Raw genomic sequence first — 13,636 nt, 5'->3', positions numbered from 1 at the left:
CTCAGGCCCGCCGCGCGGCCCCCTCCGGCCACACCACATCCACCGGCAGACCCGCCTCACGCGCCGCGACCACCACGTCCGCCGTACCCCCGCCCTTCCCTGACGGCGGCTCCCCGTTCCATACGGCGACCAGCCGGTCGGCCCGGTCGAGCAGAACGGCGTTCGCCGACTCGTACGCCTGCCGGTTCGCGGACTGGTGAGGCATCACCAGCACTTCGGCGGCGGCCTCCACCAACTGGTCGAAAACCGGCGCGTGTTCGGGCTTCACCTTCGTCTCGCGGTAGTCGCGCGAAGGGATCACCACCACCAGCGCGCCGCCGACCGAGGCAACCTCCTCGGCGAACAGCGAATCGGCCCCGGCGGCGACGCACGACACGCCGGTCAGGTCATTGCCGTACGGCTCCAACAACCCACGCAACGCGGCCCGAACGAGCGGCACGCTCTCCTCGGTCAGGTCCATGTGCCCGGTCACGGCCAGCGTGGTCATACGTTCGTCCCTCGCTCGATCAGCTCGTCGCTCAATTCGACTGCCACAGCCGGAGAGTAAACGGCCCGGCATGAGTAACGCCTCGTCCCCCGGGTGATCGGGGAACGAGGCGATGCTGCTCGGAGTAGACCGGGCGTACCGTTCTGAATGTCTACGTCAGAACGGAGTTCAGTATGCACGCTCTGCCTCATGACCACACCGGCAGTCGCATCAAACGGCTGCGCTTGGAACGCCACCTCACGCAGAGGGCACTGTCCGACCTGTCCCAGGTTTCGTACAGCACCCTCACCAAGACCGAGCAGGGCGTTCTGCCTGCCACTCCGCACGTCATCGCCAGCATCGCCCGCGCCCTGCGCGTCGATGTCGCCAGCATCACCGGCCAGCCTTACGTCACCGAGCTGCGAGCTGATGAACTGGACGTGCTGATCAGGCCCATCCGCGAAGCTCTCGACGTGTACGACCTCGGCGCCGACCCTGACATCCGGCCAAGGCCCCACCAGCTCTTGACCGATGATGCCGAGGAACTTCTCGTCATCGTCCGCGCGGGTGAGATCAAGCGGGCGGCCGGCCAGGTGGCCGGCCTGATTCAGGAAGCGACGACAGCCGCGCATACGGCCGACTCCAGGGAGGGCTGGCTGCTGCTGGCCAGCACCTACCGCACGGCGTACGACGTCGCCTCGAAGCTCGGATACGCAGACCTCGCGGGGACGGCGCTCTCGCGAATGGACTGGGCCGCGCTGCGCGGCTCGGACGCGGTGGTCGGCGGCATGTACCGGTACATGCGGGCGTTGATCCATCTCCGTGAGGGCCAGTACCGCACCGGTGAGCGCCTGGTGGCCCTCGGATTGTCGACGCTGGAGCAGGCCGATGCCGGCCGTGAACGCGACGTTGTGACCGGGCAGCTTCACCTGGGCGCGGCGGTCATGGCGGGCCGGGCGCAGGACAAGGCCCGCGCTGACGGCCATCTCGACCGGGCGGAGGAGATTGCCCGGGGCACCGGCGAGGCGGCCGATGTGCACTGGCTGTCGTTCGGACCGACCAACGTGTCCGTACACAGGGTCTCGGTGGCCGCCGAGCTGGACCAATACGAGGATGCCGCACGAACCGGGCAAGGGATCTCCCTGCCGAAGGACTGGCCGGCCTCACGCCGCAGCCACCATCATGCCGAACTGGCGCGCGCGCAGATGTGGACGGGCGATATCGACGGCGCCTTCAAGAATCTGCTGTCGGCGCGTAAGGCAGCCCCGCAGCAGGCGCGTTACCACCAGACCGTGCGTGAGACGTACGCGGGCCTGGAAGCGGCCAAGCGTCAACTCCCTGACTCCTTCCTCTCATTCGGCTCCTGGCTCGGAGCCTGACGCACCGCAAAGCCCTGGCCCCGGCTATCACCATGTCGTGATAACCGGGGCCTTTCCGTGCGCTCACCATGGCACTCACTTGCCCCAAGTGCATGGAGCCGACCATGACGTACACCGCCCCCGATACCGAGACGGCCATCTCCCGCTGGCTGGCCTCCACCACCCGACACCCTGAAATCGCCGAACAGGACTGGCGCGACGGACGCCCGGCGATCCTCCGGACCGGCATCATCTACGACGCCGTCCGCATGCCCATGGAACTGGTGCACGCCGCCGTCCAGAGCACCGTCCCGGACGAGGTGGCCCGTGCCCTGACCGAGGCCCTCGACGGTCCTGTGGTGTGCCACCCGGGTCGGTGGCACTACGCCCTGGTGCCACCGGGGACCTGCGAAATCTGGATGTCCCCGGTGGCTGCCATCCGTGGTCGGGGCGGGTGGCTCGGCATCCCGAGAGTGGACCGTACGAAACCCACCCCGGTGGATCCGTACTGGGCCGTCCCCGTCGAGCGGATCGGCCGGTTATGCCTGCCGGCCGCAGTGGCCGAACTGCTGCACATCGGCCGTGAACGGTGCGAAGGCGAAGGCGCATGCCCGGAACACACGGCGGCGTACATCGCCTTCCTGGAGCACGCCGAGGAGTGCACCGCGTGCGCCACGGCCACCACCTCTACAGCCTCGACCTGCACCGTAGGCACCCGCTTGCGCGAAGCGGAACGGACAGCCCGCCGGTGAGCGGCATCCGGCCCACCGCCCCGAACCCGCCGCCCCTGTGCGACTACTGCGGCCACGTCCACGATGCCCTCATCGTCGTCGGCGTCGTCCACTCGGCGAGCGGCCCCGGGCGAACCATTCGGGCATGCGTGCCGTGCCGTACCGCGCGCCGCCTCCTACCCCTGGCCGAGCACCCCGCCGACAGCCTCGGGCTCGTACGCGTAGAACCACGAACTCCCGCCCGCCACTGACCACACGCGGCGAGCGGGAACCCACCGCCCCGGCCGGCCACCATCCCCCGCCGCGCCGGCCGGGGCACCTCAGCCCGGCAAACGGGGCTGTCCACGACGGCTTCGCCGCCGTGATCACACCAGTCGCCCTGTGATCATTTCACTGCTGCCGCACTGGCTCTCAGGTCCTTCACCCGGCCTCCCTGCCGCCCGCGAGCCGACGACGCCACCAAAGGTCAGAACGCCACTGCCGACGGTCGGCGAACGGGTCGGGAAGAGTGCGCTTCACGTACACCGTGTCCAGAGAGGACACTTGGCGCTTCAGCTCGGCCCGAGCCCGGACAGGCAACTGCTCAAGGACCAGCCCAAGCACGTCGCGTGCGTGTCTCACGTCGTCAAAGGAACAGCCGCGGCACGAACACACCGCGTCCTGCGGATAGAGCGGCCGGCGTCCAGGCGATGCCAGAAACGCCTGGTATCGGCGCAGCGCACGGTCCGTGGCACCGGGATAGACGTAATAGTCGCCGGACAGCCTCTCCACTCGATGTATCGCGAGGCTGGTGTGGGTGGGGAGCCCGTGGATCCGATCCGGCGGCGGGCCCTCCCAGGTGCGAGGACCACGCTGTTCGACGCGCAGGGCGCCAGGCCGTCTACGCGGCATCGGCCTTTCGGTATGCAGTCATGGACGTCATCATGCCAGCACCCAGCCGCAGCCAGAGGTAAGGGGACACCCCTTGGGGCTTCCAGAGAATCAACCTGAGGTCGAACGATCTTTCTGGGCTGGGGCATCAAGAGAGAAAGCGCGAAACTTACGTCTGCAAGCCCTTGGCCAAGCCGGCGCGCACCTGTTCACCCCCGCGTTCTTCAAGCCCCGACTAAGCTCCGACTCCGGCGTCTTCGCGCTTCGCCGGCTGTCAGCCGCCCCGATAGAACGTCGCGCAAAGCAGTGTCTTGTTGTCGTTCACCAACCAGGCCAGGTACTGCGTCTGGTCGTACGCCCCCTGCACACAGTTGCGGGGGCCGGCACTCTGCGGGGCCTCATAGACGCCGAGGATGTGGATGATCCGGTTGTACGCGACGGGAATCTGCTGCGCCTTGCAGTCGACGGCCGTCATCGATCCCAGCTTGGTCTCGTCGCCAACCTGATTGCCGAGTACGCAGTAGTACTTGAAGTAGATGCGGGTGACACAGAGCGTCGTGGTTTCGCGCGAGACGGCGGACGTGTATATCCAGGACGATTTCCCCGCACCGTTGGGACAGGTGGTGTTCGTGGTGCTGGTGACTTGGACGAGGCCCGCTCCCTGAATGTTGCAGGGCACGGGGGCCGGCGGAACGTCGACGCTCCAGTCGATGCTGCCGACGCGGCGGCCGGTGTCGTGGACCTCCAGGCAGTCGCCGACCGATACAGCCTTGAATGACTCTTCGGTGGGGTCCGGAGTGGGTGACGGTGTCTCGGATTCGGGCTCCTCCGATCCGCCACCGACGCCGCCGCCCGAATCCGGACGGACGGTTTCCACATCACTGGTCTCAGTTACGTCGGGGGTGTGAACAGTCTCCGAAGGCTCAAGTGTCGTTGAGCTGGAACTGGAACTAGGTGGGGACGAGTCGACCAACACCTCTCTGAACTCCTGCGCGTTGCTCACACCCAACCAGGCCAGGATGGCCAGCGCGGATGCGATTCCTCCGAGTAGCGCCCAAAACTTACTGGTGGAATCGCCGTCGGATGAACCTGTCATGATCCCCTCCCCCGTCAATTCCCAGACGATATCGGCTTCTACAGATCAGCCCAAGAGCCTTACCCTCCACCTCCGTAAGTCGACCTCGGCAACGACCGCGGCATTATGCTGAGAGGTCGAGTTCTCTCCTTTGCGTGCCCTGCGACAGACCGTCGTCACGGCTACTGACCTGTGTGGGAACGTCCACCTTGCGTCCTGGTCAGTGAGGGGAGTACGGGGCGAACTTGGCCTTCGGCCGTGGCGCAGGTGCAGGCACAGGTGCGGACAAAGGGTGCCGCAGGTCGGCGCAGGCCGTCAGCTGCGCCGACCCCTTTACTTCTCTGCGCCGTGCGGTCGAAAATGTGCTGCTCCCCCACCACCTGAACCGTACGGAACGGAACGGTGCCGCCTCCCCCACTTCCCCTGACCACTTGGTCATCGGAGCTCCGGAGAATGGTGCGCCATGCGAAGTTCCACCGTCCTGACCCGCCTCTGCGGCGGTGCCGCGCTCGTCGCGGTTGCCGTAGCGATCGGTCTGGCCCTCGTACGGCAGGACGCTCCCACCCCCAGGTGGGACATCATCGAGGCACTCGGGGTCGCTGCCCTGGCCGTCTGCGGGTGGGTACTCGCGTGCCGGGCCGCGCCCGCGGTGCGGGTCGAGTCGCCCGTGCCGGCGCAGCCGTCGATCCCGCGCTCGTTACGCAAACCGCCCCACGACTGGGGCCTGGCGGCGGGCGCGGTACTGACGATCGTCGCTCCGCTCACCGTGCTGCGGTTCGGATTCGATCTGTACGAGGGTGTACTGACGGGGCTCGTCGGCATCGCGGGGACGGGCCTCGGCTTCTGGCTGCTCGTCTACGTCGCGACGGACCTGCTGGGGCACCGGCTGGGCCCCAGCCAGCGCGTCCTGTTCGCGGACGCAGCCGCAGGGCAGGTGCACGCCGTGCGCGTACGGATCGGGGCACCCGTCTGGAAGCGGTACGAGAAGCGCGGCGACAAGCCCGGCACGACCAAGGCCGAACACACGCACTGGCTCGAAGTGTCACCGGTCGAGGGCGGCCCACCACTGCGGGTCCACCCGATGTATCCGGCGGGCGGCGGCACCGGCCTGACGCGCGCCACCACGGACCTGCTCCAGGCCGGACTTCAACTCACCGGACATCAGGCCTGGTTGTGCCTGCCGACGCGCTGGAAGCTGATCGAGAAGGGGCTCCCCGCAGCTCTCGTCACCGATACCGGGCATGTGGTGTGGGGCGAGCTCTCCCGCGATGCCGCCCGCCAGTACCTCGCCGACCCCGTCAACGGCGCCTCCGTCAACGTGCACGCCACCTCTCCCGACCGCCCGAGCGTCGCCCTGCCCGACCGCGCGAAGTTCCGCCAGGATCTGCACGGACCCCAACTCCTCTGGCTGCTCGGCGCGTTCGCACTGGCGGCACCAGCCCTCCTCGGCGCGGTGGAGGGCTTCCCCGGCTCGCTGCTCTGCCTCGGCTCGGCGGTGACCGTGGCCACCTCCGGCCTGGGCGTCACACGCCGCGCCCGAGAACTTCCGGGCACGATCGGCTGGACGGTCCGCGAAGGTCGGGACCCGGCGATCCAGTAACCAGGCCCGAGGGGCGGAAGGCCGCAAGTGGGCCTCGCCGCACGGATTGTCCGGCCTCGTCGCACGGATTGTCGCTGAAGACTTTCGGCCATGTGTAACTGCGGGTAAGACCGAGATCGATCGGCAACTCAGAGCCGTTCCTGGACGTCATGGGAGCACCCCGGTCGGCGTGCACGCTCTCGGGCGCGATCCCATTACGTTCAAGGGTTTCCCTGATCAGCGGTCAAACAGCGCTCCAGGCAGGGCGGCACCACACCCCTCAGGCCATCAGATCCTCATGAGGGACAACGAGCGCAGTGATGCCGGAGCCGAAGGCCGATTGGCCTCGCCGCGAGGCCACTGAAAAAGGCAATGATGTGCTCTTTTCATGTACATGATTCTTATTGTTCAGAGAATCGACCCTCAACACCTGGCATGGTCTCGTTCTGTTCGCAGTGCCCCGACACTCACTTGATGAGAGGGAACGCCCATGTCTGGACGCACTACCTCCTCGCCCCACTCTGGCAGACGACGCTTCCTTGCCACCGGAGCCGGCGCGCTCGGCGCCGCCGCCGTCAGCCAGTTCGTCGTGACCGGGACCGCCCGCGCCGCCGCCGATCCGCTGCCCGACGGCGTGTTCGCCCTCGGTGTCGCCTCGGGTGATCCGCTGCCCGACGGCGTGGTGCTGTGGACCCGGCTCGCACCGGATCCGCTGAACGGCGGCGGCATGCCGGACCGTACGGTGGAAGTCGAGTGGCAGGTAGCCAAGGACCGGGGCTTCCGCAGCATCGTGAGGCGGGGTACCGCCCAGGCAACGCCCGCGCTCGGCCACAGCGTTCACGTGGACGTACGCGGACTGCACGCGCACCGCGACTACTGGTACCGCTTCCGCGTCGAGGGCCAGATCTCCCAGGTCGGCCGCACCCGCACCGCTCCGTCACGGACCTCGTCCGGGCGACTGCGGCTGGCGCTGGCCTCCTGCCAGAACTGGCAGCACGGGTACTTCACCCCCTACGCCGACATGGCCGAACAGGACCCGGACGCAGTGCTGTTCGTCGGGGACTACATCTACGAGAGCGTTCCGGCGTCCACGGGCGTACGGCGCCACGAGGGCAAGGGCGAGCCGGTCTCGCTCGTCCAGTACCGCAACCGCTACGCCCAGTACCACACCGACCCCGACCTGATGCGGATGCGCGCCTCCGCGCCCTGGATCGTCACCTTCGACGACCACGAGGTGGACAACGACTGGGCGGGTGAGATCCCGCAGGACCCGGACAAGCAGCCGCACGACGCGTTCGTGGCCCGACTGACCGCCGCGTACCAGGCGTTCTACGAGAACATGCCTGTACGGGCCACCGCCGTGCCGAACGGGCCGCACATCAGGATGCACCGCCGCCTCGACTTCGGCCGCCTGGCCCGGCTCCAGGTCCTGGACACCCGGCAGTTCCGCAGCGACCAGGTGACCACCCAACAGGCTGCGCAGGACCCGTCGTTGACGATGCTCGGCGCCGACCAGAAGGCGTGGCTGCTGGACGGCCTGCGCCGTTCGCCCGCCCGGTGGAACCTGATCGGCTCCCAGATCATGATGGCCGAGACCGACATGCTCGCGGGCCCCGGGAAGTTGTGGTTCTACGACGCCTGGGACGGCTACCAGGTCGAACGCAACGCGCTGCTCAAGGAACTGGCCGCCGTCCGTAACCCCGTAGTCCTGTCCGGGGACCGCCACCTGACGATGATCAGCGACCTGAAGCGGGACTTCGCGAACCCCTCGTCACAGGTGATCGGGGCGGAGTTCGTCGGCACGTCGATCAGCTCCAACGGAGACCAGGACCAGGCCGCCTTCCACGCCCAGTTCGACCCACTGGTCCCGGACAACCCGCACTGGAAGATCATCGACGCCCACCGCGGCTACCACCTCTTCGACATCGATCGCGGAGGCATCGACGCCCAGGTACGGATCGTGGACACCGTGACCAGCCCCAAGTCGGCGGCACGAACGCTGGCGCGACTGCGGGTGGAGAACGGCCGGCCGGGCGTCGACCTGGTGTGACCGGAGCGACATGATCCGGGGCCGGGCCGAAGGCGTGTGATCCGGAGACCGGCCGACTGTAACGGGTGGGTGCGTCGGCCGGGTTTTCTCCCGGCCGGCGCTCTCACGGTTCACGCGGCGGCGAAGCCGACGAAGACCACCGTGTTACGGAGGCCAGGTCTGGGCGCACCCTCATCGAGAGAAGACATCCTCGGCGGCCCGGAGGAGGCCATCCAGGCGCCACATCACGGGCACCGCGCGGCACCACAGCAGGTCCGACCGTTGCCGCCTCTTACGACTGGTCAAACGACTCCAGCGACGGACGTGAGCGCCTGCGGTGCTCCCGTGTGGCATCTTCGACGCAGCGGAGCGGGCGGCATGTTCGACACCTACGCCGGCAGCTTCGACGCGGTGTGGGCGACCGCGACGCCGGTAAGGGAAGGGCAACCGTGGCACGGACCGAGTATTACGACGCCCCGGCGGCACCGGAGCCGAACAGCTTGGTGGTCGCCGCGTCCGCCGTGGTGACCGACGACGAAGAGCGCATTCTCCTTCAGCGCCGCCGGGACAACGACCTCTGGGCCCTCCCTGGTGGCGGCATGGAGATGACCGACTCACTCCCGGGAGCGGCCGTCCGCGAGGTGAAGGAGGAAACGGGTCTGGACGTAGAGATCACCGGGCTCGTAGGCACGTACACCGACCCGCGGCACATCATCGCCTACTCGGACGGTGAGGTGCGCAGACAGTTCAACGTCTGCTTCACCGCCCGTGTGGTCGGTGGCTGCCTCGCGATCTCGGACGAGTCCACGGAGCTGCGGTTTGTCCAGCCGGAGGAGATCGCCCAACTGCCGATGCACCACACGCAGCGACTCCGGATCCGTCACTTCCTGGAGCACCGCGAGCGTCCCTATCTCGGCTGACTTCTTGGGTTGGAGTGACGGCTCCTGGCCGAGCCGGTCGACCAGTCCGTGCGCTTGGACCGCGTAGCCATCGATGGGCGCCGCAGGATAAGCACCGCCCACAGCGAGTACGTCGGTGAGCAGGCGGCTGTGCGGGTCGGTGAGGTTCACTCAGCGCCATGGGCGCTGCGAGCAAGTTCGCCGAAGGAACTCTCCCAGACCTCACGGACATCACGGCTGACCAGTGAGCGCAGCGTGGGCCACAGGCCGAGGAGCAGATCGTGGTTGAGGTACCGCACCAGGTCGTCGCGCTGCCCCTCGGCCAGCACAACGCGGTAGTAGCTCATCCGCAGGCGGGGCCGATCAAGGTCGAACGTGGTCAGCCCCGACCACGCAAGGTGGAGCGGCAGACTCACTGTGCCGTGCTCGGGGCCGGCAAGCTCGGAGAGCCCTGCGGGCAGGCGCCGCGCGAGCTTCGCAGAGCGGAGATCGGAAAGACCGGGCTGTGATGCCATACGTCAACTATCCAGAAAGAGGCCGCGGCCAGCTGCCCGGTCCGGGAGCATGGGCCACAAACGGCGATGGCCGACCGATGGTTGACCAAAAGATCGGCCCGGGTCCACGACCTGGGCCTTTGCCGTGGAGCGCGTGACGAGAATCGAACTCGCGCTCTGAGCTTGGGAATCACCGAACAATTGCGGGCCCATAGTCGGTCTAACCTGGCCGAATTCGCTCTTCCTGGAACGAGAGCTCTAGCTTGACCGACCGCCATTGACCGTGGTTTACCGCGTGGTCTGGTGCGCATCTGGTGCGGCCCTGGATCTACAGACCTCGCAAGGCCTCTCGGAAGTCTGTGTAAGCGCTCCAGCAATCAACACTGCCGTCGTCGTTGAGACTGCCCATGTACCAATCCTTGTCGTCAATCGACTGCACCAGGCAGAGGCTGTGAAACCCGATCACCATCTCGGGCCGTATCTGCTCGCCGTCCGCCGGCCCTCCACGCCACACTGCTACGCGCTCGACGCTGAGCAGGACTGCTTCCTGGTCTCCAGAGACATCACGGATCGCTGTAAGGGTCCAACCTGCGGGCAGTCGCTCACTTGCCATGTCTCGATCATGCCACCCGGGCAGAAGGCCGCGACTGCGGCAACCGAGTCAGACACTCACTCGGGACACGACTCACCTGAAAGGCGCTGCGCGGGTTCGACGGGAGCCTGCTGCTTGCGTCAGATGGCTGTGACATCAGGGCACGAGAAACCGTGCTGCTCCCGGGTGGTCGCGCGCGTACCGTTGGTTGAACCATGGGGGTGGAAGTCTGTGTTGTACGCACACGAGGTGATCCTGAACGAACTCGCTCGGGGGCTCAGACCGGTGGCCGAGGGTATCGAGTGGTTCGAGGGTCTCTCAGAGGATGACCAGCGCAAGGTCCTGCACGCATTGGTGTTGTTCTGTGGGCAGGCTCGCGCCTGCGAGGAGGACGTGCCGGAGAGCATCGCGCGTTCCGGTGTCCGTCCCACTCACGCGCCGTCGGTGATGCTTACGAAGTGGCGCTTCGGAATGGAAGCCCTTCCGGCCTACGAACTCACCAAGTCTTTCCGCCTGCTCGTCGCCCTCTTCAGCATCGCGGACACCCGCAGGCGGACGCTGTACTGCATCGGGGGATGTGGTCATGCGTGGCACAACCTGCCCGATCCGCCACGGGACGCAACCTGAAATGACTTCTTGCCCTGGATCTTGTGGGGACCTTGATGGGCTGCGATGCGTCTGAGTCGGTGTCATTGGTCATCGTTGGCCCCTGTCGAGCGGCCTCGGGCGCCAAGCATGGCCCACGCAAGGCCGCTGATGAGCCCCCTCATGCGGTACGTCGGAGCCTCAGCCGACGGCAGTCAGCCACGATGGCGGGTGCATCGACCGATCTGGCGCGCGCATGCCTCGCTGTACTCCCACCGGCCTTAGCCACGCTATCGGATGTTGTCGTCGACCAGAGAGCCTCCGTGACGGCTGGCCCGCGGTGATGGCACTGGAGTCTTGCGGTCTGTGTCAGGACCGACCGTACTGGCGGTTTGGCGATTACGGAACCTGCGTCACTCGGCGGTACTTCCTGGCGACCGCCTACGGTTCTGAAATTCCTCGTACTTGACCGTGAAGACGTAGACGTAGTTCAGAAGAGCCTCGGCGAGAGACAAGGCGTCTGCTGCGTCTTCCCGGCTCACCGAGTGCTCGCTGAAGTGCGCGCCTTGATTGCCGAGCACTCGCAGCGCCTGTGCCCAGTCGAAGAGGCGGCCCTCAATCTTCCCGTCATCCCGGAGTTCCTGGAGTGCCTGAAAGAGGGCTCCCTTCTTCGTGCCCTGCTCGATGCACATGCCTTCCAGCGAGCGACGGACCATGACTGCGGCAGCTGTGTACAGCTTGGCATCGAAGCATGCACGTGCTTCGATTACCTCGCGCGCTATCGGCGTCGGGATGTCCTGAGCCAGCGTGGGAACCTGCGGCCACAACCGTTGACGCTCATCCGAGTCGTCAAATTCCGCGGGCTCAGTCCAGAGCCAGAGCTGAGATTGTCGGCACAGCATGCAACCAAGAAGAGTGTAGGAAGTTTCCGAGAAATCTTGATCTGGGTCGGGAATGTCGTCATACCTGGCCCATATCTCCAAGAAGGACGATTTCTTGCAGCGTGGGCACTCGCCCACCTGTATTGCTTGGCCCATGTATTTCCCCCCGGGATCTGGCGCACTCGCCTCCTGAGCCTAGCGTGACTGCCTCGGGCACGATGTACCCGCTTTCGATACAAAGGCGGATTGCTTGGCGCGGCCGGGGTGTCGGCCGGGCTGCAGCGGGCCGGAGACAGGAGCGCAGGCGCGGCCGGGGGCCGGGCCGCTCGCGGGGAGCGAAGCGAGCCGCCTTGAGGCCGTAGAGAAAGTTGTTACTCAGGCTTTGGCCCGGATGTGTCAGAAGGGACCACGTGCTGCTCAGGCTGGGCTGCCGATCAGTGGAGATCTGAAGTCTCGGCGCAGGTTAACCGCGCGCGGACCGCTCTCGGTCGAGGATCGCGTGGACGATGGAGTCTCGCCATTGGCCGCCCTCCGGCGGCTGATCGGATACATGCTCCGGACTCTACTCACGCAGATCAGTGGGGAAGAGTGAGCCTGGTGGGGGCGCCGAGTTCCTGCACCAGCTCACCGCTGACTGACACGGCAAGGGCATCCGCTCCCCGCTCAGCACGGCCCAAGCGGCATCAAGGCGGCTGCGGAAAGTCCGGAGGTTGGATCTTGGGTGGGCACTCCGGGACAGCGGAGTTCATGGGCATACGCGGGCTTCCGGCGATGTCGAAGTTGCGAGGGAGCAGAACGCTGCGCAAGGTGGACAAGACGAGGATCGACTCACCATCCACGTTCGTCCGACGGTTTACCGGGTCAGCCCAACTGGGCCACCGACCGCGCTGTCGAGCGGAGGGCCACCATCATGGCAACGACGGAAACCTCCCGGGCCGGGGCGGCGTGGCCGCGGTTGCGCGTGGACGATTGGGCCGAGACCCGCGAAACGCTGCACATGTGGGTCCAGATCGTGGGCAAGGTCCGGTTGGCGCACGCCCCCTTGCTCAACCACTGGTGGGAGGTGACCTTTTACGTCACTCCCCGGGGGCTCACCACCTCAGCCATTCCCTACGGTGCCGGATTCTTCGACATCGAGTTCGACTTCGTCGACCACATGCTGCGTCTGCGCACCAGTGACGGCGGTGCCCGCGACATCGCCCTGGAGTCCATGCCGGTGGCCGACTTCCACGGCTGCGTCGGGCAAGCGCTGGAGGAACTGGGCGTACCCACAACCATCCAGGACCATCCGAACGAAGTCGAGCCGGCGGTCCCGTTCTCGGTGGACTACCAGCACCACACCTACGACCCGCGGGCGGCGCACCTGTTCTGGCGGCAACTCCTTCAGGCAGACCGCGTGTTGGGGGCATTTCGCGCGCAATTCGTCGGCAAGGTGAGCCCGGTGCACTTCTTCTGGGGGGCCATGGACCTGGCGTGCACCCGGTTCTCCGGGCGCCGGGCCCCCAGACATCCCGGGGGTGCGCCGAACTGCGGTGACTGGGTCATGGTGGAGGGCTACTCGCACGAGCTGAGCAGTTGCGGGTTCTGGCCGGGCGGCGGGGAGGAAGGGGCCTTCTACTCGTACGCCTACCCCGAGCCGGCCGGGTTCGCCGACAGCCCGGTCAGCCCGTCGGATGCCTTCTACAGCCGGCAGAACGGGCAGTTCCTGCTGCCGTACGAGGCGGTACGCACCGCCGACGATCCGGACCGCACAGTCGCCGGTTTCCTGCACAGCACCTACGTGGCGGCCGCGAACGGGGCCGGATGGGACCGGGCGGCACTGGAGACCGATCCGGACCGCTGGGCCGACCGGTAGGCAGGCTCATCGATGTGGCGAGCGCCGCCAAGCCCATGCCCAGGCCAGGGGCGGTCTTCCGCTGTCCGTCACCTCGCGTCCGAGCGCACCGGACCGACGCGGCACCACCGCGTACCACTGGGTGACCGCCGTGATGGCGCGGACAGTACGGAGCCCTCGGCCCCAGCAACCGGGCTGTCACCGCTGCGGTGACCGGCTGAGGCTCGTACAACCGATCGACGC

12 protein-coding genes and 1 pseudogene are annotated in these 13,636 nt (G+C 66.9%); 8 read left to right on the top strand and 5 right to left on the bottom strand.

Translation table 11 applies throughout. From position 1 onward, the window contains the following. Position 1 precedes the first annotated feature (1 nt). Entirely contained in the window at positions 2–487 is a 486-nt protein-coding gene (locus ACIQD6_RS12315; protein WP_401881151.1) for a hypothetical protein, read from the bottom strand. A 173-nt stretch (positions 488–660) separates the two neighbouring features. Here ACIQD6_RS12315 and ACIQD6_RS12310 point away from each other — a divergent pair, with 173 nt between their 5' ends. Together ACIQD6_RS12310 and ACIQD6_RS12305 are read left to right on the top strand one after the other, a co-directional pair. Continuing rightward, on the top strand, positions 661–1,845 hold the full coding sequence (locus ACIQD6_RS12310) for a helix-turn-helix domain-containing protein (RefSeq protein ID WP_401881149.1): 1,185 nt from the start codon (positions 661–663) through the stop codon (positions 1,843–1,845). Between the two features lie 104 nt (positions 1,846–1,949). Further along, complete coding sequence (locus tag ACIQD6_RS12305; protein WP_401881147.1) at positions 1,950–2,576, top strand: hypothetical protein; 627 nt, start codon at positions 1,950–1,952, stop codon at positions 2,574–2,576. 1,123 nt (positions 2,577–3,699) lie between these two features. On the opposite strand, the gene ACIQD6_RS12300 is transcribed toward ACIQD6_RS12305, so the two are convergent. Continuing rightward, a complete protein-coding gene (locus tag ACIQD6_RS12300; RefSeq protein ID WP_401881146.1) occupies positions 3,700–4,521 on the bottom strand; it encodes a hypothetical protein in 822 nt (273 codons plus the stop codon). 442 nt (positions 4,522–4,963) lie between these two features. Between ACIQD6_RS12300 and ACIQD6_RS12295 the strand changes: the two genes are divergently transcribed. The 4 genes and pseudogenes from ACIQD6_RS12295 (at position 4,964) to ACIQD6_RS12280 (ending at position 9,028) form a co-directional block, all read left to right on the top strand. After that, positions 4,964–6,100 carry a hypothetical protein gene (locus tag ACIQD6_RS12295; protein WP_401881144.1) on the top strand — a complete coding sequence of 379 codons (1,137 nt, stop codon included), beginning with the start codon at positions 4,964–4,966 and terminating at the stop codon, positions 6,098–6,100. Positions 6,101–6,569: 469 nt separating this feature from the next. Then, positions 6,570–8,129 (top strand): alkaline phosphatase D family protein, encoded by a 1,560-nt coding sequence (locus ACIQD6_RS12290; RefSeq protein ID WP_401881142.1) that lies wholly within the window; start codon positions 6,570–6,572, stop codon positions 8,127–8,129. A gap of 303 nt (positions 8,130–8,432) precedes the next feature. Further along, positions 8,433–8,549, top strand: a pseudogene (locus ACIQD6_RS12285) (XRE family transcriptional regulator); the annotation flags it as partial. A gap of 8 nt (positions 8,550–8,557) precedes the next feature. Beyond that, positions 8,558–9,028, top strand: a complete 471-nt coding sequence (locus ACIQD6_RS12280; protein ID WP_401881140.1) for an NUDIX domain-containing protein — start codon at positions 8,558–8,560, stop codon at positions 9,026–9,028. Positions 9,029–9,174: 146 nt separating this feature from the next. Here ACIQD6_RS12280 and ACIQD6_RS12275 read toward each other — a convergent pair whose 3' ends face one another. Beyond that, on the bottom strand, positions 9,175–9,522 hold the full coding sequence (locus tag ACIQD6_RS12275) for a transcriptional regulator (protein WP_401881138.1): 348 nt from the start codon (positions 9,520–9,522) through the stop codon (positions 9,175–9,177). 307 nt (positions 9,523–9,829) lie between these two features. Beyond that, positions 9,830–10,114 carry a hypothetical protein gene (locus tag ACIQD6_RS12270; RefSeq protein WP_401881136.1) on the bottom strand — a complete coding sequence of 95 codons (285 nt, stop codon included), beginning with the start codon at positions 10,112–10,114 and terminating at the stop codon, positions 9,830–9,832. A gap of 228 nt (positions 10,115–10,342) precedes the next feature. On the opposite strand from ACIQD6_RS12270, the gene ACIQD6_RS12265 reads away from it, so the two are divergent. Then, positions 10,343–10,720 (top strand): DUF5958 family protein, encoded by a 378-nt coding sequence (locus tag ACIQD6_RS12265; protein ID WP_401881134.1) that lies wholly within the window; start codon positions 10,343–10,345, stop codon positions 10,718–10,720. A 371-nt stretch (positions 10,721–11,091) separates the two neighbouring features. On the opposite strand, the gene ACIQD6_RS12260 is transcribed toward ACIQD6_RS12265, so the two are convergent. Further along, positions 11,092–11,661 carry a DUF4145 domain-containing protein gene (locus tag ACIQD6_RS12260; RefSeq protein ID WP_401881133.1) on the bottom strand — a complete coding sequence of 190 codons (570 nt, stop codon included), beginning with the start codon at positions 11,659–11,661 and terminating at the stop codon, positions 11,092–11,094. An 808-nt stretch (positions 11,662–12,469) separates the two neighbouring features. On the opposite strand from ACIQD6_RS12260, the gene ACIQD6_RS12255 reads away from it, so the two are divergent. Then, on the top strand, positions 12,470–13,414 hold the full coding sequence (locus tag ACIQD6_RS12255) for a DUF5996 family protein (RefSeq protein WP_401881131.1): 945 nt from the start codon (positions 12,470–12,472) through the stop codon (positions 13,412–13,414). The last annotated feature ends 222 nt before the right edge of the window (positions 13,415–13,636 follow it).

The sequence above is a fragment of the Streptomyces sp. NPDC088400 genome (genome assembly GCF_044753355.1).
Lineage (GTDB): Bacteria > Actinomycetota > Actinomycetes > Streptomycetales > Streptomycetaceae > Streptomyces.
This window is presented reverse-complemented; position numbering and strand designations above follow the sequence as displayed.